Genomic DNA, 22,306 nt, shown 5'->3' on the forward strand with positions numbered 1-22,306 from the left:
GGGGAGCGGGGGCGTGCGCAGGAGCGCGGCGTATGAGCTGGGGTTGCTGCGGCAAAAAGAAACGCGCGGCCGATGCCTGCCGCGCGTTTCCGGAGTTCGGGGGGGGGGGGGGGTCGAGGTGCCTACTCGCTTCGCAGCGCCTCCACGGGGTCTTTGCGGCTGGCGGCGCTCGAGGGGATGAGGCCGGCCAGGAACGTGAGGAACACGCTGATGCCCACGAGCACGATGGCCGCCTGCCACGGCAGCGAGGCCACGTCCGCCACGTCGAACAGCGAGTACACGATGGCGTTGGCGGGTATGCAGGCCAGCGCGGTCAGGCCGATGCCGATGACGCCGGCCGTGAAGCCCACGATGATGGTCTCGGCGTTGAACACGCGGCTGATGTCGCCCTTGCTGGCGCCGATGGAGCGCAGGATGCCGATCTCCTTCTTGCGCTCGAGCACGCTGATGTAGGTGATGACGCCGATCATGATGGACGACACCACGAGCGAGATGGCCACGAACGCCACCAGCACGTAGCTGATCATGTTCACGATGTCGGTGACCGAGGACATGAGCGTGCCCACGAAGTCGGTGTAGGTGATGACCTTGTCCTCCTGGCCGTCGGCCGTCATGCGGTCGTTGTAGCCGTCGAGGATCTCGATGACCTTTTCCTTGCTCTCGAAGTCGATGGGGTAGATGTCGATGCCGCCCGGCTTGGCGGGGTCGGCGTAGCCCAGCTTCTTCAGGTTGTTGTCGTAGGTGGCCTCCTCGGTGCTCATGAGCGACATCATCAGCTCGCCGAGCTCTTCCTCGCTCATGTTCATCTGGAAGGCGTCTTTGAACTTGTCGGGGTCGATGGACATGGCGGAGGCCATGTTGTTCGCCATCTGGTTCATCGACTGCTGGAGCGCGGTGGTCACCTGCGATTGTAGTTCGTTCGCCATGGCCCCCATGTACGTGGTCATAGTGATTTGGACGTAACCTTGGAGGGCGGTGGCCAGCTGGGCTTTGAGGGCGTCTTGGTCGATCATGCCCTGCACGCCGGCCATGATCTGGGCTTGGATTTCTGGCTGGTTCATCCATTCCTGGGCAGAAAGGGGCTTTGTGTAGTTAGGGTTGTCTACCATATTGCCGGTGGGCTTGCCGTTAGCATCAAGCTCGGGAATCTTCGGTGGATTCTCGGCGAGATGCTGTTGGAGATAGCCCGCGTACCCCTCCATCAAAGTGGACATGAGGGTGCTGACCTGGTCGACCGGTAAATCGATGTTGAGCGATCCGGCGATCTCGTCCATATTCGGCTCGGGGGCGGCGGGCATGTTCTGCAGGCTGCCCTGCAGGTTCAAGGCGTTGGACATGTCCACGGACAGCTTGCTCTGGTCGATGGTGAACGCGGCTTGGATGGCGTCGCCGTCGATGGTGAACAGCGACTCCATGTTGAAGCCGTTCTCGTCGGCCTCCTCATCGTCGAAGGACTTGCCGGTGAACACGTTCGTGTCGAGATGCGCGATCTGGTCCTTCACGATGGCGCTGTCGGCGGCCTGGTCGATCACGTAGGAGGTCAGCGAGGCGGGGTAGTTCAGTCCCGAGCTCAGCATGGTGGCGGTGGCGTCGTCGCGCGGCTGCACCACGCCCACCACGTGCACGTCCTCGCCGTTCTCCACCAAGTCGCGCATGTAGTCGGTGTCGTCGGTCTTGTCTTTCCACACGTTGAACTCGTCGTCGCGCTGGTAGTAGTCGGCGGCGTTCACCAGCTTGAACGTGACGCCGAGAACATCCTCGTAGGAGGGGTCCTCTATGTCGGCGGGGGCTTCGATCTCCTCTTCGGCCGCGAACTTCTTCACCATGTCGTCGAGCTCGGCGGGGTCGCGCAGGCCCAGCGTGTACAGCATGAGGTCGCTCATGCCGCCGTTGCCGGTGAGCACGAGCACCACCTCGGTGGGGCTCTCGGGCCAGCGACCGGCCTTCACGTCGTACTGGTTCTGGTAGAGGCCCGGGTCGCTCGGCATCTCGTAGAACGTGTCGGTGCTCATGGACATGGACATGAGGCTGTTCGAGCTGGTGGACGAGCCCAGCCCCAGCGCGGAGAACGACTTGTCGGGGTTCACCTGGCGCAGCTTCTCGGTGTTCGAACTGTATATCTGCGGCGCCACGTTGTAGGTGTACTCGATGGCGTTCGTGTACTGGTCGATGTCGCTCTCGCCGGAATCGAGGTACTTCTTGAGCGAGGCCAGGTCGTTCGACCCGATGCTCGACACCATGTTCGACACCATCTCCACCACGTGCACGGAGTCCTCGCCCTTGTCCTCGGCGCCGCCCGATGCCTCCGCCCCTTCGCCCGCCGCGCCGAACATCATGGACGTCATGTCGAAGCCGGTGCTCTGGATTTGCAGGGGGTACTCGGAGAGCGTCTCCTCCTCGACCGATTTGATGTAGTTGTTCACGCCGTTGGCGAGAGCCAAGATGGCCGCGATGCCGATGATGCCGATGGAGCCCGCGAACGCCGTCATGAGCGTGCGGCCCTTCTTCGTCATGAGGTTCTTGAACGACAGCGCGAGCGCCGTGAGGAACGACATCTTCGTGCGGCGCACGGGCTTCTCGCTTACGCGCAGGTCCTTGGCGGTGGGGACGAACGGGTCGGTGTCGCTGCGGATGACGCCGTCGGAGAGGTTCACGATGCGGGTGGCGTACTGCTCGGCGAGCTCCGGGTTGTGCGTGACCATGATGACCAGACGGTCGTTCGCGATCTCCGTGAGCAGATCCATGATCTGGACGCTCGTCTTGGAGTCGAGGGCGCCGGTGGGCTCGTCGGCCAGCAGGATCTCGGGGTCGTTGATGAGGGCGCGCGCGATGGCCACGCGCTGCATCTGGCCGCCGGAGAGCTGGCTCGGCTTCTTGTTCACATGGTCGCCCAGGCCCACTTGCTCGAGTGCGGCCACGGCGCGGTCGTGCCGCTCGGCGCGCGACTCGCCCGACAGCGTGAGCGCCAGCTCCACGTTGGAGAGCACCGTCTGGTGGGGGATGAGGTTGTAGCTTTGGAACACGAAGCCGATGCGGTTGTTGCGGTAGGCGTCCCAATCCTTATCTTTATATTGTTCGGTGGAGATACCGTCGATGACGAGGTTGCCCGAGTCGTAGTGGTCGAGGCCGCCCACGATGTTGAGCAGCGTGGTCTTGCCCGAGCCGGAGGGGCCGAGTATCGCCACGAACTCGTTGTCGCGGAACGACACCGACACGTTGTCGAGCGCGGTTTGCGTGAAGTCCGCCGTGGTGTAGGACTTGCATATGTTGAGCAGTTGCAGCATGAGGTGCCTTTCGGGGCACGCTTCGCGGAGGAAGCGCAGGTGTAACGCAATGGTTGATAGTCCGTCAACCATGCTCGATTCTCCCGCTTGCCCGTGCTGAGAATCCCCAATCTTCACCGAGTTTACCGAACGGTTACCTTTGACGCGCGGTTTCTGGAGGGCCTATTTCGGAATGCCCCCGGGCGCGTTGCCGCTTTGCCTTATAATGTGTGGTTCGAATGAAGGAAGGAAAACGTCACGATGAAGGCACTCGCGCGCGCATGGTCACCAGTGAGCCTTGCGCTGTCTTGCGTCCTTGCGAGCATCGCCCTGTGCCTGCATGCCGACAACATTCTGCTGTACGCGCTTGAGAAGGCCGGCGCTGCCGAATTGTTCGTCTGCGCGTTCCTCGGCGGGGCGGCGGCGCTCTGCCTGGCTGTGGCCGTGTCGGCGCACGACGACGAGCAGCGACGGTGGTCTATCGGCGTGGGGTTGGCGAGCGCCGGGGCGGGCATCGCCTTCGCGCTGCTGCTGGACGTGCTGCCGGCACCGATGGTGTCCGTGTGCTCGGGCGGGCTGCTGGGCTTCGGCCTGACGTGCCTGCTGCGGCAATGGGGGCGCTTCTACCGCTCGTTCACGTTCCAGGGCGCGCTGCTCAATACGGGGCTGTCGTTCCTGCTGGCATCGCTGTGGTGGTTCGCCATGGTGCACGCCGGCTCGCCCTTCCTGTTCTGCCTGGGGCTTATCGTGCTGGTGCTGAGCGGCGGCCTTCCGCTTCTGGCCAGCGATATCGTGCGGGCGGACGAGGTCAGGGCAGGGCTGCGTGACCGCGAGGAACGGTGGGTGCCGCATGTGTCCATCTGGCAGGTCATGCGCCAGGGATGGGCGGCTGTGGTGGGCCTCATGTTCAACTTCTTCGTCATCGGGCTGACGTTCTGGCCGCTTGCCGCCGGCCTGGGCTCCGGCATTGTGCCGAAGCCCCTGGCGTACGTGCTGGTGGTTGCGGTGGTATGGCGGGTTGCCGCGCGCGTGCGCGAGCCCCAGGGCGGCATGCTGGAGGCGTTCTACCGGGTGGCGCTCCCCGTGGCGGCGACTTTGATGCTGGCCAGCCCCTTGCTGTCGGGGGTGTTCCCCGGCGTGGATGGGATGGTGCTCTCGATTCTTTCGTACTTGGGCGTTGCGACGATCAACGTACTGGGGCTCGTGGTGCTTTTCTGGTCTGCGAAAAGCTCCGAGGTGGGGTTCTCGAAGATGTTTGCAGCGTTCTGCGCCAGCTGTGCTGCCAGCTTGGCGCTGGGCATGCTTGTATTCCAGCTCTTGGGGCCGGAGGCTTCGCGCTGGTTTGCGCTGGTGCTGCTCGTGGCCTATCTGGGGGCCGTGCTGCTGGGCGAGGTTTGGCGTACTGCGATGCGTGCGCATGCGGCAGCGCCGGGCTCCTCGGGCGGCGAATCCGCCTGCGAATGCGAGGCGGTCGATGTCCTGGAGGGCGGTGACTGACGGCAGCTGCACGACAACGGGGCGCCGAAGGCTCCCGCCGTGCAGCACGATGGCCCGGCTCTGGTGGTCCTGTGCTGATTCTGGGAGTCCTTCCTCGGCGGTTTCCCCCTTCTTGCGGAGTGGGAGTATCATTGATTCCGACAATGATGGTAGCTGCGGTGCCGGCTGGCGCGCAGCGTGACTCCGAGGAGGAATCATGGACGAGCGAGTGTACGAGCTGCTGAACGACCAGATCAACAAGGAACTGTATTCCGCCTACCTTTATATGTCGTTTGCCGACTACTACGAGGACGAGGGGCTGTCCGGTTTCGCCAACTGGTACATGATCCAGGCGGCCGAGGAGCGCGACCATGCCCTGATCTTCCGCAAGTACCTGCTGGACAACGGCAAGTCCGTGCAGTTGAAGGGCATCGACCAGCCCGACAAGGCGTTCTCGTCGTACCTCGGGCCGCTGGAGGCCGCGCTCGAGCACGAGAAGTACGTGACGAGCCTGATCAACGACATTTACGGTGCGGCCCACGACGTGAAGGACTACCGCACCATGAAGTTCCTGGACTGGTTCATCGAGGAGCAGCTGGAGGAGGAGGCGAACGCCGAGGACATGATCACGAAGATGAAGCTGTTCGGCACCGATGCCAAGGCGCTCTACGACCTGGACCGGGAATACGCGGCACGAGCGTATACGGCGCCCACGCCGCTCGCGAACGCGTAGCGCACAGGCGCGCCCTTCGGCAAGCGGACGGGGCGCGCGGTTGAAGATAGAAGGGGTCTTCCCGCAGGGGGATGATGAGAAAGGGTCGCAGGCTTTGGCTTGCGACCCTTTTGCTTTTGGTGGGCGATAACGGATTCGAACCGCTGACCTTGTGCGTGTAAAGCACCTGCGCTCCCGCTGCGCCAATCGCCCTTGTCCCGCAACGCGTCGGATGACGGCGGGTCATTCATTCTCCCACAGAATGCTGGTTCGCGCAATGCAGCGGGCCGGCGCAGCATTCTTTCATTTTCCATTCGGCAGGCGCTGTTGCGATACGCGACGGCTGTTGGTGCGCCAGGCGCCTTGGGCGCATCGCGCTGGCGGGGAGGTTTTCCACCGTCCGTGTTCCGCGCGCGGTCCCCGGTACGCCCGCCTCGGCATCGGGGGTTTTGGATTTCCGCTTGACCCATGCTGGATCCACGTTGGATCCGTGCATGGTTCCGACGGTCGGGATGCTGGAAACGTGCAAGATCGGGGCGGTTCCGCGTGGAGTGCCCTGACGGTTCCCGGGCAAGGTTGCGGATGCATACTGGGAGCACGGAATCCCGGATGCGGAGGCGACGATGAGACGAAGGAAGACGACGGTGGCGGGCATTGCCTGCGGCGTGCTGTGCGCGGCGTGCGTGCTCGCCTATCTGACCAGCGTGCGCGGCGAGGCAGATGCAGCCCGTGCGGAAGCGCTTGCCCGGTACGGGGGCGAGCAGGTGGAGGTATGCGTGGCGCGGCGCGACGTAGCCGCGGGCGAGAAGCTCGACGCAGCGGCGGTGGAGACGAAGCTGTGGGTGGCCGACCTGCTGCCCGCCGATGCCGTTCGCGCCGCGGGCGATGTGGTGGGGCGCATGGCAACGTCGTCCATCCTGGCGGGCGAGGTGCTGTCGCTCAAGCGGTTCGGCGAGGTGTCGACCTCGATCGACGTCCCAGCGGGTTTCGCCGCGCTGAGCGTGCCGGCGAAGACGGTGCAGGCCGTGGGCGGCGCGCTGGCGCCGGGGTCGCGGGCCGACCTGTACGCTTCGGGCGACACGTCGACGACGGCCGTGGCGCGCGACGTGCTGGTGCTGGCCACGAGTGCGGGCGGGGCCGACGGTGCGGTGACAGCCGACGTGACCTGGGTGACGGTGGCCGTGGAGCCGGAATCGGTGCAAGAGGTCATCGCGGCTTCGCGGAAGGCGGAGCTGTACTTCGCGCTGCCGGCGTCGGGTGACGCCGCGGGGGGCGGAGGGGCTGCCGGGCTGGCCCTTGGCTCGACGGTCGGTTCGGATGCTTCGAGGGAGGGGTCGCGATGATGCCGACAGTGGCGCTGTGCGCGGATGCCGAGAGCATCCGAAGGCCCGACCTTATCGGGCTGGCAGGCGAGAGCCTGGCGCGACAGGAATGGCTGCGGCTGTTCTCGTCGGGCGAGGAGGCGCGGCGGTTCCTTTGCACGGACCGCAGCGTGGCCGAGGCGTGGGTTGCGGGCTGCGACGACGTGGAGCCCATCAACCTGGCGGCTGCGCTCAAACGCGATCGGGCGGACCTGCGCGTGTGCCTGCTGGCTTTCCAGGGAACCGGTTCGTTCATGAGCCGGGCGACGGCCGCCGGAATCGACGCGTCGCTCACGCGCCAGGCGTTCGTCGAGCGCTATACCGCGGCGAAGCGCCGGCATGCGCTTGAGGGAGTCGCGAGGGAGCCCGGCCTAGCATCGGGCAAGGCCCGTATGGTGGGCGACGATGCGGCGCGGGCGATGCGCGAGCACGGCCAGGGAAGCGGCACGCTCGCGTTTGGCGGAGCAGTCGCCTCGGGAGGTGCCTTCGGCCGAGATCCGGTTGCGGAAGGCCGGGACTCCGGTGCTCCGCGCTCGGCCGTGCGGTTCGCTCCGGTCCCGGCGACAGCTTCCCGGCCGGCGGTTTCGGGGCGCCCGGCGTTCGTGCTGCCGGTGGTGAGCGGCTCCGGCGGTGCGGGCAAGAGCACGGTGGCCGCGCTGTCGGCGCTGTTCGCCCAAGGCTTGGGATACCGCACGCTGCTGCTGGATTTCGACCTGCGCTTCGGTGATGCGCACGAGCTGGTGGGCGTGCCCGACGCGCTTGCCGTGGACGAGGCGCTGTCGGCGCCCGCGCGGCTGGAGGGGCTTGCGCCCGATGGGCTGGTGCCTGCGGTGCTCGCCGCGCCGAAGCGGTTGGAGGATGCCGAGGCGGTGGTGCGCGAGGCGCCGCGTTTGCTGGACGAGCTGCAGGGCCGCTTCGACGTGGTGGTGGCGAACACGGGCGCATCGTGGGCGGAAGAGCACGCGCTGCTGCTCGAACGCTGCTCCAAGGCGCTGTTCCTGGTGGACCAGCGGCCCTCGTCGCTGCGCGCCTGCCGGCATGCGCTGGAGCTGTGCTCCCGCTGCGGTATTGCCACGGGGCCGTTCCTGTTCGCGGCGAACCGCTGCGCCAAGGGCGCGCCGCTCACGTCGATCGATGTGTCGTGCGCGCTGCGCGGCGTCCCGGCGGTGGAGCTGCGCGACGGCGGGAGCGAGGTGGAGGAGCTTATGGGAGCCGGTCAGCCGCTCGACCTCATCGCGGTGAAGAACGACCTGTGCACGAGCTTGGAGCACGTGTTGGTGGATATCCTGCCCGGCTGCGAGGGACGCACGCTCTCCCTGGCCGAGCCGAGCGGCGGACGCCGGGAGCGCCGATTCGGCCGCAGCCGGCGCCGCAGTGGAAGGAGGGGTGCCCCATGTCCCTGCTAGAAAGGGTGGAGCGTGCGGGTAACGGCGCGTGCCCTCGCGAGGGGGCGGAGGGGGCTTTGGGCCTCGACGCGCTGAAGGAGCAGGTTCAGATGATCGTGTCCGCCGACGAAGTGGCGGCTCTGCAGGCAGAGAATCCCGGCCGTGCGCGCAGCGAGGTGCGCAGCGCCTGCCGTCGCGTGTTCGAGAGCCTGGCCTGGGCCGATGTGCCAGCCGCGCAACGCGCGCGACTGGAGGGCGAGCTCTTGGACACCGTGTTCGGCTTCGGCCCGCTGGAAGGGCTGCTCGCAGACGACACCGTCACCGAGATCATGGTGAACGGTCCGCGAAGCGTGTACTTCGAGCGCGACGGGCGGCTGTACCGCAGCGAGCAGCGCTTCGCCGACGAAGATCAGCTGCGGGCGCTCGTGGACCGCGTGCTGGGACCGCTGGGCCGCCGGATAGACGAGTCGTCGCCCATGGTGAACGCGCGCCTGCCGCAGGGCCACCGGGTGCATGCGGTCATCCCGCCGCTTGCGCTGGACGGCCCCGTGCTCACCATCAGGAAGTTCGCACGACGCGTGATGACACTTGCGGACATGGAGGCGCTCGGGTCGTTCGACGGGGCCATGCGCACGTTCTTGACATGGGCGGTGCGGGCCCGCAAGAGCGTGGCGGTGTCGGGCGGCACGGGGTCGGGCAAGACCACGCTGCTTAACGCGCTGTCGTGCGCCATCCCGCACGAGGAGCGCATCATCACGATAGAGGACTCGGCCGAGCTGCGGTTCCTGGAGCACCCGCACGTGGTGCGGCTGGAGGCGCGTCCGCGCAACGCGGAGGGGCGCGGCGAGGTGACGATCCGCGACCTGGTGACGAACGCGCTGCGCATGCGGCCCGACCGCATCGTGGTGGGCGAGTGCCGGGGTGCCGAGGCCCTCGACATGCTGCAGGCCATGAACACGGGGCACGACGGCTCTCTTACCACGTTGCACGCGAACTCGCCGGGGGAGTCGGTGGCGCGCCTCACCACCATGGTGCGCTACGGGGCCGACCTGCCCGTGGACGTGATCGAGGCGAACATCGCAAGCGCCATCGACCTGGTGGTGCAAACGGCGCGAGCGTTGGACGGCTCACGGCGCATTGCCGAGGTGGTGACGCTGTCCTACGACCGCGAGCGGCGGCGCTGCGTGGTTGACCCCCTGTTCAAGCGCAGGGAAGCGGAGGCGCGCGGAACGTGGGCGGCCGTGCCGGCATGGATAGCCGACCTGCCGTCGCGGGGATGCGCCGGGCGGGCGGAGGTGGACGCATGGATGCGCGCGTGCTGCTTGGCGGCCTGAGCGTGGGGCTGGCGTTCGCGTCGGCGGCGCTGCTGGCCTCGGGCGTGCGTTCGGCCGTGCCGCGACGCCGCGATGCGGCGGATATGGCATGCGGAGCCGACGCGCCGCGTGCCGGAAGGCTGGCGTGGCGGCTCCGCAACGGCTTCGCGGTGGCGAGCCCGATTGCGGAGCGGCTGCTGGCGAGCGCCCGCGTGCGGCGGTTCGCGGGCGGGGCCGTGCAGCTATTGGCCGAGCGCCGCTACGTCACCACCGAGCGGGCGCTGCTCTCCTGCATGGTTGCAGCGTGCGTGGTACTGGGCGCCGTGGCCTTCGCGGCTACGGGGAGCGCGGTGGGCGCGGTTGCCATCGTGGCCTGCGCGTTGGCGGAGGCGGTCGGGCTTGCGCGCGCGGCGGCCGACCGGCGCGGCGACTCCGTGCGGGATGCCGTGCCTGATGTGCTGCGGTCGATGGGAACGTGCTTCGATGCCGGTCTCTCGCTGCAGCAGACGCTGGCCCAGGTAGCGAGCGAGGCGGACGGGCCCCTGCGCAGCCTGTTCGCGCATGGGGCCCATGTGCTGGACACGGGCGGGAGCGCGACGGAGGCGCTCGGGGGACTGCGGCAAGGCTCCGGGGCCTCGGAGCTTGCGTTCGTCGCGGTGGCTCTGGACGTGCAGCACCAGACGGGCGGCAGCATGAGGCAGGTGCTCGATGCGGCGCGCGACTCCGTGGAGGGCGAGCTGGCGCTGCGGCGCTCGCTCAAGGTCCAGACGGCGCAGGCGAAGTTGTCGGCCCAGGTGGTGAGCGTGATGCCGTTCGCGTTGGTGGCTGTGTTCTCGCTGGTGAGCGAGGACTTCCTGTCCCCGTTCTTCGCCAGCCCGGCCGGTTGGGCGCTCTTGGGCCTGGCGCTGGGCATGCAGGCGGCGGGCGTGGGCATGGTGCGGCGCGTGCTGGCGGCCGGAGCGGCGTCGTGAGCGGGGCGGAGGGTTTGGCGGCCCTCGCCTGCGCGTTCGCCGGCGTATCCGGCGCATGCCTGGTGCAGGGGGCGCTGCGGCGCCGACGTGCGGCCGATCGGCGGCGGGCGGCGCTCGGCAAGGCGGACGCCGAAGCAGCAGGCGGCGAGGTGTCAGGCGGGTGCGCCGGGGCGGTTGTGCGCTATGCGGCGGATCTGAGCCGCCGGCTCGCATTTGGCGCAGTGCGGCCGCTCGCCTTGCCGGTACAGCCGGGTGGGAGCGGCCGGCAGGCTGCGGGCTCGGCGGTACCTGCGGCAGGCGGTGCGGGGACGCCGGCGGACGCGTGCGGCGCCGGTTGGTTCGCGGCGCATGCGCGCAAGGCGGGCCTTGCCGACGGGGTGAGCCCCGAAGGATTTCGCGAGTGTCGTGTGCGCCTGGCTCTGGGGCTCGCCGCCGTCGGTGGCCTGGCGGGGGCGGCGCTGTCGAACGAGCTCATGGCACTTCTCGGCGCGGTGGGGCTTGCGTCGGGTGCGCTGGCTCCACGCTGGGCCGTGCGCGATACCGAGCGGCGGCGTGCGCAGGAGGTGGAGCGCCACCTTTCGGAGATGTTGGAGGTGACGGCCCTGGGTCTGCGCAGCGGGTTGTCGTTCGACCGCAGCTTCGAGCTGTACGGCGCGCACTTCGACACGCAGTTTGCGAAGGCCTGCGCGTCGGCCCGGCGCCGCTGGTCGCTGGGGCTCACGACGCGCGATGAGGCGCTGCGCGATCTGGCCGCGACGTATGACTCGGAGCAGCTCGCGCGCGTGGTGGAGAGCATGGTGCGATCTCTTAGGTTCGGCTCCTCGCTGGCCGGGAGCCTGGAGGCGGCTGCAGCGGAGGCGCGCGCCGAGCATCGCGCGCGCCTGGAGGAGCGGGTGGCGAAGGCCCCGGTGAAGATGATGATGCCCACGGGCGCCCTCATCCTCCCGGCCATGCTGCTGCTGGTGCTGGGCCCAGTGCTGCTGGAGCTGGCGAATGGGGTTTGATGGCAGCGCGGCAGCGGCGGGGCGGCTGTGGAGGCCGACTGGGGGATGGACTTGGTGAGACGAGAGGAGCGTTCGATGAAGAAGCGGATGGCAGCGGGACGGGTGGCGTGGGAGCGCTGGAGCGAGCGGTTTCGGGTGGATCTCCTGCGCTGGGCGGCCGCCTGGCGGGCAAGACTCGTGCAGGCGAGAGGGCAGGGTACCACCGAATACGCCATTTTGGTGGGCGTGCTGGTGGTGATAGCCATCCTGGCTATCACGGTGTTCCGCCCGAAGCTGCAGGAGCTGTGGGATGCCATAGCCAGCGGCATCAACGGGCTGTGAGCGGCGATCGCGCTTGGCCCCAGATGGGGCCCGACGATGAGCAAGGGCAGGGAACGGTGGAGTTCGCGCTGGTCACAGCCGGGCTGCTCGCGGTTATCGTGGCATGCGGGGCGCTCTGGCGCTCCTTCGAGGGAGGGCTGTTCGTGGAGCACGCGCTCATAGCGGCGTCGCATCACGTGCAGGGCACCGCCCCGGGAGCGGTGGCGGACGTGTTCCTGTACTAGGCGATTGATCAAGAGGGGAAAGGGAAGGAGGCAGTCGTGGCGGGTCAAGGACGCTGGTTCGGTTGTGGGGCGCTGGGCGTGCGACGGCTACGGAGCGTGCCATCTGGTTTCGCGGCCCGCGAGCGGGGGCAGGCTACCGTGGAGGCAGCGATGCTTATCCCGGTGCTGTTCACGGCGTTGCTTCTGCTGTTGCAGCCGGGCATCCTGCTGTACGACCGCATGGTCATGCAGGGCGCGGCGGCGGAGGGCTGCCGGCTGCTCGCCACCAAGACCGCCGCTTTGGGCGATATGGACGGCAGCTGCGAGGCGTTCGTGCGTCATCGCTTGGGCGCAGTGCCTCCTCATGACTGCTTCCACGTGCACCATGGGGGCTGCAGTTGGGACATCGTGATGACGGGTGACGAGGGGTCTCAGATGGTGAGCGTGTCCGTGGGCACCGACGTGCGCCCGCTGCCGCTGCTGGATGTGGGCGCGACGCTGCTCGGCATGACCGACGCAGCGGGCAACCTGCATCTGGAGACGACGGTTTCGTTGCCCGTGCAGCCTGCGTGGGTCGATGGGGCCGAGGCAGGGCGCGATCCTGCGGCATGGATCGGGGCGTGGCTGCGATGAGCGGGAAGCTGTTTGCGAAGGATGCGGACGGATGCCTGCCGGGGCGCCGGGGCACGGTGCCGGGCTGGTTGCGCGCTGTCTTGCGACGACGTGCCGTGCGGGCACGCGAGCCGTTCGCCCTGTTCCGCGACGAGGCCGGGTTCACCACGGCGGGGGTTGCATGCGCGCTGCTCGTCACGTTGGCGCTGGTGTTCACGTCGGCGCAGGTGTACCGCGTGAGCTCGGCCTCCGCCGATGTGCAGAATGTGGCGGATGCGGCGGCGCTCGCCGCCGAGAACGAGGTGGCCGAGTTCATGATCGCCGTGCGGGTGTGCGACGCCGTGGTGCTCTCGCTCTCGCTCACGGGGGCGGCGACGGCCGGCTTGGGCGTGGCCGCGCTGTGCACGCCTGCGACGGCGGGCGCGTCCGAGGTGCTGCTCAAGGCCGCACGCAAGGTGGTGGAGGCGCGCGACGAGTTCGCCGAGAAGGCGTCTGCGGGGCTGAACCGCCTGCAGAAGGCGCTGCCCTTCCTGGCGGCAGCCAACGCTGCCTCGACCGCTTCGGCGAATGACGGAGGCCCGATGGGCGCCTCGTACGTGGCGCTCGCCGTGCTGGTGCCGGCCGACGGTGAGGAGCTGGGCGTGGGCGCTGCGGAGGGCGCGGGGGACTTGGTGGACGATGCCGAGCGCGAGGCGGATGGTATCCGCCAGGCTGCCGCGGACGCCGAGGAGGCGGCCCGGGAGGCGAATGCCTGGAAAGAGCGTGCATTCCTGCGCGATTGCGGCGAAGATCCTTCGTACTGCATGAGCGAGCGCGCCCGCACGCTGGCCGGCATGGCCGGGGCGGACAACCCGCGCTATGCGAGCGTCGATGCCTGGTCGTTCTCGGTGGCCCTCGACCGGGCCCGCGCCTACTATGCGCGCCGCCTGGCCGTGGAGGCCCCCGAGGGATCGTCGACGGAGGAGCGGGCCCGGTCGGCCCTGCGCCAGCGCTTCTACGCCTATGCGGCCGACGAGGTGGGGCGCGGCTACGTGCACGAGAGCGTTGACTCGTTCGACGCGCGCTTCCCGCACCTGCCGAAGAACACGGACGAGATGCGCGGGACGGCGCTGTATACGGAGGCGGTCTACCCGACGACGGTCGACGGGTCCGGGAGCCTGGTCGTGCATGCCTGGCACGGGTGCCCCGAGGCGGGAGGCGCGGCGGGTGCGGCCTCCATCGCCGAGATGGAGGCGGGCGGGAGCGCCCCCTGCCCCGCCTGCGGGTTCACCGCCGCGAGCATGGGGAAGGTGGCCGCCGCCTCCACGTCCATCCAGAACGGCTTCGAGTACCACTACGAGGCCGTGGCCCAGGCTGCCGACGGGTACCAGAAGGCGCGCGCGAAGCTGGATCCGCTCGCGGCCGAGGTGAAAGGCAAGGCCGGCGGACTGCTCGAACGCTGTCGGGACGTGCTTCAGCGTGCGGGCGGGATGCGCATCGACGCCGCCCCTCCCGGTCGGTTCGGCGTGGTGGCCTTCGTGGCGAACACGGCTGCGGCCGCCGCCTCCACCGGGTTCGCGAGCGGCTATGTGCACGAAGCCGGCTCGTTGGGCGTGCGGGCCGCCGTGTCGGCCGCAACGCTCCTCGCCGAGCCGTCGGACGAGGGTCGCAGCGTGGTCTCGTCGCTGCTCGACGGCCTGCGGGAGGAGGGCGGTGCGGCGGTGGGCGCGCTCGGCGTGGTGCTCGATTGCTGGTCGGGGCTGCTAGGGGCTTACCTGGAAGGGCAGGAGGCCGTGGAGGAGGCCGTCGGGAACGCTGTGGGCGCGCTGCCGTTCGCCAGTGCGAGCGGGTTGGGAACGTGGGCGGCAGGCGCCTTCAAGGCGGCTGCGGAGGCGTTGGGCCTCGAGCCGGCGGAGCTCGAAGCGCTCAAGCCGGTGCTCGTGAGCTCGGCTCACGTGGCGGGGGCGGACGGCTCGTCGTTCTCGGCACGGTTCCTTGCCGTAAAGGCTCGGGCCGTGGCGCATCCTCTGGCGTCGACCGATTTGTTCTCGTCGGTCATCACGTCGGCGGAGGCGGCTGCCGTGGAGGCGATCGCGGGACTCGACGGCACCATAGAGATCGCCTCGGTGAGGCTGTTCGGCGACGAAGGTCCGGCCATCCCGGTGACCATCGCGCTGCCGCAGGCGGCGAAGGACGCCGCAGCGGGGTTCGCGAGCAGCGCGGCCAGCGCCCTGCGCTCGGTGTACGCGCAGGTTACAGGGGTGAAGACATGGGAGTAGCCCAGGCGGATGCCCGCGAGCGCGGGCAGATGACGGTGGAGTTGGCCGTGGTGTTCCCGGCGCTCTTGGCGGTGGCGGTGATAGCGGTGAACGCGCTTCTTTTCTTCTCGGAGTGCGCGGCGTTCGACCGGGTGGCTCGCGAGGCGGTACGCTTGCATGCGGCGTCGCCGGCATACGGGCAGGGTCTCGAGCAGAGCTGCGCGCAGGTTGCGCAGACGGTGGAGCAGGCGTTCGACCGCCCCTATCTGGGCACCCGGGTGGCGGTGGAGGGCACGGCCGACGGCCATGCTCGCTTCACCGCGACGATCGAGTTCTCGCCGACGCTGTTCGGCCTGGGTCTGAAGTCGTCGGTGCTCGGGGTGGCCTTGCCTCGCCTGGAGCATGCGGTGTCCCTGACGGTGGACCCGTACAAGCCGGGGATGCTGCTGTGAGCGCGCCCGCACGCCGCAGGCGTCGGGCGGTGGCGGCCCTTGCCCTGCTGCTGGTCGCGGTATTGGCCGTGGACGCTGTGGGGAGGGCGGTGCGTCCGGGCGTGCTGCGCGAGGCGGCCGTCTTGGCGGTGGACGGTGCGGCCGCATCGCGGGAGCCCCCTCGGCTCCCCGAGGGCTTCTCGCAAGAGGTGGTGCCTGCGGAAGGCTTCGCCGGCCTGCGGGTAGGGGCTGGCGGATCGGTGGTTGGGTACGAGGTGGAAAAGGATCCGGCGCGAGCGTTCGACGAGGTGAGGAGCTTGCTGGACGAACGCGGGTGGAAGGCAGTGCCCTCCGGCGACCGCGCGGGCGGGTCGTTCGTGAAGGAGACGGGTCGGTTCCGGTGGGCTTACGTCTCGTGCGTGAGGGCAGGGGATACGACGAGCGTCGTCGTGCAGTGCGCGACGGCCGACGAGAAGGGATAGACATGGTTGAGGAAGCGAAAATCGGGGCGCGGCACCGCGTGCCGGGAGAAAGGGCCACCGCGGGCGACGTACCGCAGCCGGAGCAGGGCCCGCGCGGACGTGCCCGTATAACGGTATCGCCGAATGCTGGCAAGGGGGATCGGAACGAGGCGCGCACGGCGCTCATGCTGGCTACGCGCACGCGGAGCAAGGCGGCGGGCCTGCTGCTCAGCGGTCCGAGCGACAAGGCGCTGCTGCTGGTGTCGTGCAACGACGTGCACACGGTGGGCATGCGCCATGCCATCGACGTGGCGTTCGTGGATCGCCTGGGGAGGGTCGTGGAGGCCCATCGCTCGGTCGGCCCGCTGCGCCGGCTGCGCAATGCCAAGGCCGTGGCCGTCGTGGAGCGCTTCGCCTCGTGCGATTCGCCGTGGTTCGCGAAAGGAGACCAGGTAGTGATATCCGGTAGAAGGGAGGTTTCCAGATGAAGACGTGTCCTGTGTGTCGGGCGCGCACCTTCGAAGACGCCGAGGTTTGCTACGGCTGCCTGCACCGGTTCGAGGGTGGCGGTCGGGTTGCGGCTGCGCCCGAGGATGCGGCCTGGGAGCCCGCCGATGTCGCGCAGCGCGCCGCGTCGGTGCCCCCGAGCGCGCAGACGCAGCACCGGTTGCAGGCGAATACGCAGATGCGCTCCCAGGTGCAGGCAAGCGCGCGGACGCAACCCCACGAGCCGGCAGGTCCCCGGACGCAGCCCCCGATGCCGTCGGACGATGCTTCCGCCATGGGAGATCCCTCCGCTGCAGGCGGCGTTCCCTCCGCGGGAGGCGGCGCTTGCATTGCGGGCGAGCCGCCTGCCGGCTTATCGCCGGCATCGCGGTCGAATGCGGGGGGAGCCGCCTGTAGAGCCGGCGGTCCTTTTACCGCGGGTGATGTGGAGCGTCCCGAAGGCGCGGCGCTCCACGCGAGGCCCGCCATTGGTCTTCCCGCGACGCCGTTCGACCATGCCGGCTGGATCGTGCGCTTCGAGCTGCCGGGCGGCGTTGCGCGCGCATCCGGCGCAACGGGCGGAGGCGCCCGGCAGGCGGAGGCGTACGGAACTCTCCCGCCAGGCGGGGAGGCGGGAACCGGCCCCCTGTCGTTGGTGGTCAGCATCTGCCCTCTGCGCGAAGGGGAAGGGGCCGCCGCCCGTGCGCCGGTTCCGCGTGATGCGCCGAAGGCGGGTGGCCGCCTGCCCGGCGGAGACGTGACGGTAGACGATCCTGCGCCCGCTGCCCTCGCCGCCAGGCGGGGAAGGCATGCCGGCCTTCCGGTGCCGGCAACTGGCGAAAGGGCAAGGCCATGAGCGCACCGTACGTCATCGCGGCGTCCGTGCTCGGCTGCGCGTTCGGCTGGCTTCTCGTCCCTTGGGCGAGCGACGTGCTGCTGCACAGGGTGCGCGAGCGGGCGGACGCCTGGTGGGACGAGTCGCTGGAAGCTTACCGCGCGTTCAAGCGCGCTCATCCCGGGAGCGAGCCGTCCAGCGCGGCGCCGGGGGCCGAGGGGGCGGTTGGCATATGGCGCGACGAGGCGTTTGCCGCTGGCTTGGCGGGCTCGCTCACCGAGGAGCGCTTGAAGGCGCTCGCCGGGGTCGGGTTCAAGGTTGGGGGCCTGGAAGCAGCGGGGACCGCCGACGAGCGTGGCCGGCGCTACTCGTTCGAGCCCCGCCCCCGGTCCCGCATGCTCTGCGCGGCGGCCCTTGGGGCAGCGTTCGCCGTCGCGGCGGCCATCGCCCCGAGCGCGCCCGCTGCCGCGATGCTGGGCATCTGCGCGGCAGCCATGGCCACGGCCGTAGTCTGCGACCTGCGAGCGCGGGCCATCCCGCTCGAGGCATGCGGGTTGATGGCAGTGGCGGGCACGGCGTTCCAGCTGCTCGCCTGCGGTTCCGAGGGTGCGGCAACGGGCTTGGCGGTTGCGCTTGTCGTGGCGGCGGGCTCGGCGCTCGCGAACCGCCTGTTGGGCGCACGCTGTCCTGGCGGGGCGGTGGGCAGGGGCGACGTTCGTTGCATGGGGGCGCTGTCCTTGGCAACGGGCGCCGGCGCCCTGTGCGGGTTCGCGGCCTGCTATGTGCTCGCGGGCCTCGCGGCCCTGGCCGGATGCGTGGCAGGCAGGCTCAAGCTGGGCGACGGCATGCCCATGGCGCCGTTTCTCTCGGCCTGGCTTGCTTGCGGCGCGGCGGTCGGCGTGACGTTGGCATGAGCGCGATAAGGGAAGACGGGATCCGAAAGGACCTTTGAAAACGTGAGAGAAGGGAAGTTCCATCATGAAGCAGGAGAAGAATCGGTCCTACCAGCACAGCAAGCTTAAGGCGCTCGTCGTGCGCGGAGAGGAGGGAGGCGGGTCCGAGATCGTGCAGACGGTGATCGTGCTCGGTTTCGCCGTCGGCCTGGGGGCGGCGCTCATGCTGCTGCAGGGCAACATCCAAACGGCCATTACCACGGCAGGCACGAACATCACCGACCTGTTCTCGAAGGTGACGAACGGTGCGGCCAAGTAGGCGCTCTTTCCGATCCGAGCGGGGCGGCAGCGTCGTGGTCGCCGTGGCGGCCATGCCGCTGCTGCTCACGATCCTGTTCGCGTCCATCGACCTGGGGCGCGTCGCGTTCCTGGGTGCCGAGGCGAGCACGGCCGCCCACGCCGTATGCCGTTTCGTGGAGACGACCCCTTCGGCGACGGCCTTTCCGGACCGGTTGCGGGTGGCCGCTCTCGAGGCGGCGCCGTCGCTGGGCGCCGCGGAGCTGGAGCTGTCCGTGGCTGCGGAGGTGGGCGGCGCCGTGGAGCGGGAGATCGCCTACCGGCTGCACGACGACGAGGACGGCTCGTTCGCCGTCCGCAGCGTTTGTACGCGTACGTGCCCGGTGGCGGTCGAGCTCTCGGTGCGAGCACGCTACCTGACGCCAATCGGCTCCCTGCTCTCGCAGGAGGAGTCCGGTCCGGTGTTCTCGTGCACGGCCAGGGCGTGCGGGTCGGTCGACGAGACGGCTCGGGGGGAGGCGGCATGAGGACGGGGAAAGGCAGGTGGCTGGGATGCGGTGCGCGGGCGGGATCTGGCGCTCCGGCAAGAGGCGGCTTGCGGGTGCGGGGTGCACCCGAGCGGGGGAGCGAGATCGTGCAATCCGTGGTTGCCGTGTCGCTTGTGCTGCTCGTGGTGTTCGCGGCGGTGCAGGCGGGCGCCATGATGCTCTCCGTCAACCGCTTGACGGCCGATCTCACGCGCGCCTGCCGACAGATGGACACGGCCGGGCTCGTCCTTGCCGCCGATCGCGAGCGGTTCGTGGCAGACGAGGTGCTGGGCGCGGCGACGCAGCTAAGACCCGATCTTCTGACGGTTTCGAACGTGCGGGCCGAGGAGCTTGCCACGATGCAGGGCGCGCGCCTTGCTGCAATGGCGCCAAGCGGAGGAGCTGGCGAGGAGGGCGCCAGGTCGGACGCGGGAGTGGTGCAGCGCACAGACGCCGTGAGCGTGTCGTTCGACGTGCGCTACGAGCTGCCTTCCCTGGCGGCGATCCCGGGGTTGGCCCACTGCGCGATCGCGCGGCACGTCGTGTGCGAGCTGATGGCGGGAAGGATCGTGGAAGTGGAGGTAGGGGCATGAGCCGTGCTGTCGACAAGAGGGCGTTGCGCGTCCGACCGCCGCGCAACGCCCTTCACCTGCACCGCATGCCGGACGAGCGCGGCACCATTGCGCCGTTGGCGGTGACGGCGGTGCTGCTCCTGTTCGGCGTGCTCGCGTTCTCGGTCGACCAGGGCATCGCGTGCGCGGCGAAGGTTCGCCAGGAAAACGCGGTCGACGCAGCGCGCGATGCCTGCTTCGACGCCTCGTTCGCGCTGATGGCGAAGAATGCCGACGACCCGGGGCTCGCGGTTGCGCATCGGGTTGCGGAAACGTTGCGCGCGGATGGGTTCTTCGGGGCGGTCACCGTGTGGTTCTTCGAGGTTCCGAAGGAGGAGCTGCCGGATTCGCGCCGCGTATGGGGCATGGCGGTGCAGCTGCAGGAGCAGGTGCCCACGGTGTTCGCGCGCGGGTTCGGCATCGAGTCGCTGCCCGTGGCGTCGAAACGGGTGGTGGTGGCCGAGCCGTTCGCCGGATCGGTGGTTTGGAGACCCGACGGGTCGGGAGGCGAGGTGTTCGAACTGGCCACCGGCGCCGACTCGACGGCGCTGTTGCGGGGGCGCTTCGACCGGTTGGATGACGGACCCGCTGAATTAGACCGCGAAGTTCGTGCTGCCGTTGCGGCGGCAGGCGGGCTTGCAGAGAGGAAGGAGCCATGATCATGCAACGGGCAAGGGAGCAGGCGGGGGCACCGTCCGGCTATGCCAGCCGTGCGGGTGCCTCCGCGGTGCCAGAAGGGCAGCCGGCCTCGGTCGGCGGATCGCGTACTCGGCCCGAGCGGCCGCAGGCGCCGCACAGCCCACAGGATCCCCGGCGGGTCAAGAGCTTGGCCGCCGTAGCGGCAGCCTCGGTGGCGGTCGCGCTGGTTGCGGCGGCTTACGGCACGTGGGCGGCGCTGTCCGCGCAAGCGATGGTGGAGGCTGCGAGCGCGGACGCGCAGCCCACGCTGGTGGCCGCCGCCGACATACGGGCGGGGGACGTGCTTGCGGCCTCGTCGCTCGAGGTGCGCTCGGTGCCGCGCAGCCTGCGCGTGCAGACCGCGCTCGGTGCCGACGCCCTCGAGGGCTCCGCTTCGCCCGTCGGCCAGCGCGCGCTGGCCGACCTGCCCGCTGGCACCCAGGTCACGCCGGCGGCGGTGTCCGGACGTGCGGACGGCGCTCGCCTGTCGGCGGCGCTCGCCGCAGGCCGGCAAGCCGTGACGGTGGCCGTAGATGCCGAGTCGGGCCTGGCGGGCCAGCTGCGTCCGTCGGACCGCGTGAGGGTGGTCGCCCTGGAAGGCGCGGCTTCGGGGGAGGCCTTCCTGTCCACCATCTGCGACGACGTGCGCATCGTCTCGCTCGACGGCGACCGCGTGGGCGGGGACGGCGCCTACGCGTCCGTGACGCTGGAGGTGACGCCCGAGCAGGCAGATGCCGTGCGCGCTGCGCAATGGGCGGGAAAGGTGAGCCTCGTGCTCATGCCGGCGCTCGTGGAGCCTACGGCGGCCGGCGAGACGGGGGACGGGCCTGCAGGTGGTTTCGGGGCGGGGGACGGCGAAGCGCCGGAGGCGGCCACGGCTCATGCTGCGGAGGAGGCCGTCGATGGATAAGGCGCTCGAGCGCGCGCTCAAGGCCTCCGTGCGCGACGAGGTGGCGGCAAGGCTCGGCGGCCTGACCGCGAGCCCGTCCCAGGTGGAGCAGCTGGTGGTCGAGGCGGTTGGCGAGTTGAGGCTCGACTACGGTGCGCAGCTGGAACCTGGCGAGGCGCAGGCGCTCGCCCAGGCGCTCGTCGACGACTTCCTGTACTACGGACCGCTCCAACCGCTGCTCGACGACGGGTCCATCACGGAGGTAATGGTGAACGGGGGCGGCGTGGACCTGTCAGATCCATCGCTGCCGTTCCTGCCTCCCATCGTGTACGTGGAGCGGGCAGGTCTGTTGGAGTATCGGCCGGACATCGCCTTCGACGATGCCGGGCATGTGCGGAGGATCATCGACAAGATAGCCGAGCAGGCCGGCATCCGCTGCGACGAGGCGCACGCCATGGGATGCGCCATGCTGCCCGGCGGCCGGGCGCGCGCCACGTTCGTCGTGCCGCCGCTCGCCCCTGACGGACCGGCGCTCAACCTGCGCATGTTCAAGGAGGACCTGATGGGCATGGGCGACCTTGAGCGTGCCGGCGCGCTCACGCCCGCCATGTCCGACTTCCTCCGCTCGGCCGTGGCGGCACGCTGCCCCATCGTTGTCTCGGGAGGCACCGGCTCGGGCAAGACCACGCTCCTGAATGCGCTATCGGAGTTCATTCCCGCAGGCGAGCGCGTCATCACGTTGGAGGACACACCTGAGCTGCGCCTGCGTACGCCTCACACGGAGCGAATGCAGACGCGCGAGGCGAACGTGGAAGGCGAGGGCGCGGTGAGCATGCGCGAGCTGGTGGCCATCGCGCTCAGGCGCCGCCCCGACCGCATCATCGTGGGCGAGTGCCGGGGCGCAGAGGCCTACGACATGCTGCAGGCCATGCAGACCGACCACCCCGGCTCCATGACCACGGTGCATGCGAACGACCCCGGCAACGCCATCAGCCGCCTGCGCACCATGGTGGGCTACGCCGACGGCGACCTGAACCGCGAGGTGATCATGCAGCAGATAGCCGAGTCGCTCTCGGGCGGGCTCATCGTGCACGTCGAGCGGCTGCAGGACGGGAACCGACGGATCACGAGCATCGTGGCAGTCGACCCGCTGCCCGAGGGCGGCGCGGTCATCCCGCGCGCCGAGCTGTTTGCCTACGACGTGGCCGGAGTGGATGACGATGGCTGGGTGGTGGGCACCTGGCGGGCATGCGGCATCCAGCCCCAGCACATCAAGGAGCGGATGAGGGCGGCGGGCGTCTGGTTCGACCCTGCGTGGTTTTTCGCGGAATAGGGGGCTT

22 protein-coding genes and 1 tRNA gene are annotated in these 22,306 nt (G+C 69.3%); 21 read left to right on the forward strand and 2 right to left on the reverse strand.

Translation table 11 applies throughout. The annotated features are described in order from the left end of the window. Positions 1–122 precede the first annotated feature (122 nt). Positions 123–3,284 carry an ABC transporter ATP-binding protein/permease gene (locus BN3560_RS08440; RefSeq protein WP_096227716.1) on the reverse strand — a complete coding sequence of 1,054 codons (3,162 nt, stop codon included), beginning with the start codon at positions 3,282–3,284 and terminating at the stop codon, positions 123–125. Between the two features lie 240 nt (positions 3,285–3,524). Here BN3560_RS08440 and BN3560_RS08445 point away from each other — a divergent pair, with 240 nt between their 5' ends. Both BN3560_RS08445 and BN3560_RS08450 read left to right on the forward strand, forming a co-directional pair. Then, on the forward strand, positions 3,525–4,760 hold the full coding sequence (locus tag BN3560_RS08445) for a hypothetical protein (protein ID WP_096227717.1): 1,236 nt from the start codon (positions 3,525–3,527) through the stop codon (positions 4,758–4,760). A 196-nt stretch (positions 4,761–4,956) separates the two neighbouring features. Further along, entirely contained in the window at positions 4,957–5,472 is a 516-nt protein-coding gene (locus tag BN3560_RS08450; protein ID WP_096227718.1) for a ferritin, read from the forward strand. A 117-nt stretch (positions 5,473–5,589) separates the two neighbouring features. Here the strand turns inward: BN3560_RS08450 and BN3560_RS08455 are convergent. Beyond that, a tRNA-Val gene (locus BN3560_RS08455) sits at positions 5,590–5,664 on the reverse strand. A 410-nt stretch (positions 5,665–6,074) separates the two neighbouring features. Between BN3560_RS08455 and cpaB (BN3560_RS08460) the strand changes: the two genes are divergently transcribed. The 19 genes from cpaB (BN3560_RS08460) (at position 6,075) to BN3560_RS08555 (ending at position 22,299) form a co-directional block, all read left to right on the forward strand. Further along, entirely contained in the window at positions 6,075–6,794 is a 720-nt protein-coding gene (gene cpaB, locus BN3560_RS08460) for a Flp pilus assembly protein CpaB (protein WP_096227719.1), read from the forward strand. Continuing rightward, positions 6,791–8,218, forward strand: a complete 1,428-nt coding sequence (locus BN3560_RS08465; protein WP_096227720.1) for an AAA family ATPase — start codon at positions 6,791–6,793, stop codon at positions 8,216–8,218. The genes cpaB (BN3560_RS08460) and BN3560_RS08465 overlap by 4 nt, the downstream gene beginning before the upstream one ends. Further along, complete coding sequence (locus tag BN3560_RS08470; protein WP_096227721.1) at positions 8,206–9,531, forward strand: CpaF family protein; 1,326 nt, start codon at positions 8,206–8,208, stop codon at positions 9,529–9,531. Before BN3560_RS08465 ends, BN3560_RS08470 begins: the two co-directional genes overlap by 13 nt. Next, complete coding sequence (locus BN3560_RS08475; protein WP_096227722.1) at positions 9,501–10,481, forward strand: type II secretion system F family protein; 981 nt, start codon at positions 9,501–9,503, stop codon at positions 10,479–10,481. Before BN3560_RS08470 ends, BN3560_RS08475 begins: the two co-directional genes overlap by 31 nt. Continuing rightward, a complete protein-coding gene (locus tag BN3560_RS08480; RefSeq protein WP_096227723.1) occupies positions 10,478–11,485 on the forward strand; it encodes a type II secretion system F family protein in 1,008 nt (335 codons plus the stop codon). The genes BN3560_RS08475 and BN3560_RS08480 overlap by 4 nt, the downstream gene beginning before the upstream one ends. A 75-nt stretch (positions 11,486–11,560) precedes the next feature. After that, positions 11,561–11,806 carry a hypothetical protein gene (locus BN3560_RS08485; RefSeq protein WP_227115115.1) on the forward strand — a complete coding sequence of 82 codons (246 nt, stop codon included), beginning with the start codon at positions 11,561–11,563 and terminating at the stop codon, positions 11,804–11,806. Beyond that, entirely contained in the window at positions 11,803–12,030 is a 228-nt protein-coding gene (locus BN3560_RS08490) for a hypothetical protein (RefSeq protein ID WP_227153816.1), read from the forward strand. The genes BN3560_RS08485 and BN3560_RS08490 overlap by 4 nt, the downstream gene beginning before the upstream one ends. Before the next feature lie 36 nt (positions 12,031–12,066). Beyond that, on the forward strand, positions 12,067–12,642 hold the full coding sequence (locus tag BN3560_RS08495; protein WP_227115113.1) for a TadE/TadG family type IV pilus assembly protein: 576 nt from the start codon (positions 12,067–12,069) through the stop codon (positions 12,640–12,642). After that, positions 12,639–14,879, forward strand: coding sequence for a molybdenum cofactor biosynthesis enzyme (locus BN3560_RS08500; RefSeq protein ID WP_227115138.1), 2,241 nt, complete (start codon positions 12,639–12,641; stop codon positions 14,877–14,879). The genes BN3560_RS08495 and BN3560_RS08500 overlap by 4 nt, the downstream gene beginning before the upstream one ends. Beyond that, the gene (locus BN3560_RS08505; protein WP_227115112.1) at positions 14,870–15,310 is read left to right on the forward strand and encodes a TadE/TadG family type IV pilus assembly protein; all 441 of its coding nucleotides are present in this window, start codon (positions 14,870–14,872) and stop codon (positions 15,308–15,310) included. The genes BN3560_RS08500 and BN3560_RS08505 overlap by 10 nt, the downstream gene beginning before the upstream one ends. Positions 15,311–15,339: 29 nt before the next feature. After that, positions 15,340–15,771: a hypothetical protein gene (locus BN3560_RS08510; protein ID WP_096227726.1), complete on the forward strand. Its 432-nt coding sequence runs from the start codon at positions 15,340–15,342 to the stop codon at positions 15,769–15,771. A 2-nt stretch (positions 15,772–15,773) separates the two neighbouring features. Next, positions 15,774–16,238 (forward strand): DUF192 domain-containing protein, encoded by a 465-nt coding sequence (locus BN3560_RS08515; RefSeq protein WP_227115111.1) that lies wholly within the window; start codon positions 15,774–15,776, stop codon positions 16,236–16,238. 850 nt (positions 16,239–17,088) lie between these two features. After that, a complete protein-coding gene (locus tag BN3560_RS08525) occupies positions 17,089–17,985 on the forward strand; it encodes a helicase associated domain-containing protein (protein ID WP_096227728.1) in 897 nt (298 codons plus the stop codon). Between the two features lie 64 nt (positions 17,986–18,049). Beyond that, the gene (locus BN3560_RS08530; RefSeq protein ID WP_154270831.1) at positions 18,050–18,283 is read left to right on the forward strand and encodes a hypothetical protein; all 234 of its coding nucleotides are present in this window, start codon (positions 18,050–18,052) and stop codon (positions 18,281–18,283) included. After that, positions 18,270–18,788 carry a TadE/TadG family type IV pilus assembly protein gene (locus BN3560_RS08535; RefSeq protein WP_123649831.1) on the forward strand — a complete coding sequence of 173 codons (519 nt, stop codon included), beginning with the start codon at positions 18,270–18,272 and terminating at the stop codon, positions 18,786–18,788. Before BN3560_RS08530 ends, BN3560_RS08535 begins: the two co-directional genes overlap by 14 nt. A 107-nt stretch (positions 18,789–18,895) precedes the next feature. Then, positions 18,896–19,381 (forward strand): hypothetical protein, encoded by a 486-nt coding sequence (locus BN3560_RS08540; RefSeq protein ID WP_123649832.1) that lies wholly within the window; start codon positions 18,896–18,898, stop codon positions 19,379–19,381. Then, positions 19,378–20,058: a hypothetical protein gene (locus tag BN3560_RS08545; RefSeq protein ID WP_227115110.1), complete on the forward strand. Its 681-nt coding sequence runs from the start codon at positions 19,378–19,380 to the stop codon at positions 20,056–20,058. Before BN3560_RS08540 ends, BN3560_RS08545 begins: the two co-directional genes overlap by 4 nt. Positions 20,059–20,060: 2 nt before the next feature. Further along, positions 20,061–20,987 (forward strand): Flp pilus assembly protein CpaB, encoded by a 927-nt coding sequence (cpaB, locus tag BN3560_RS08550; RefSeq protein WP_157780561.1) that lies wholly within the window; start codon positions 20,061–20,063, stop codon positions 20,985–20,987. Continuing rightward, positions 20,980–22,299 carry a CpaF family protein gene (locus BN3560_RS08555; RefSeq protein WP_096227732.1) on the forward strand — a complete coding sequence of 440 codons (1,320 nt, stop codon included), beginning with the start codon at positions 20,980–20,982 and terminating at the stop codon, positions 22,297–22,299. Before cpaB (BN3560_RS08550) ends, BN3560_RS08555 begins: the two co-directional genes overlap by 8 nt. The last annotated feature ends 7 nt before the right edge of the window (positions 22,300–22,306 follow it).

Origin of the sequence: Gordonibacter urolithinfaciens (assembly GCF_900199375.1) — a bacterium.
GTDB classification, from domain to species: Bacteria; Actinomycetota; Coriobacteriia; order Coriobacteriales; family Eggerthellaceae; genus Gordonibacter; species Gordonibacter urolithinfaciens.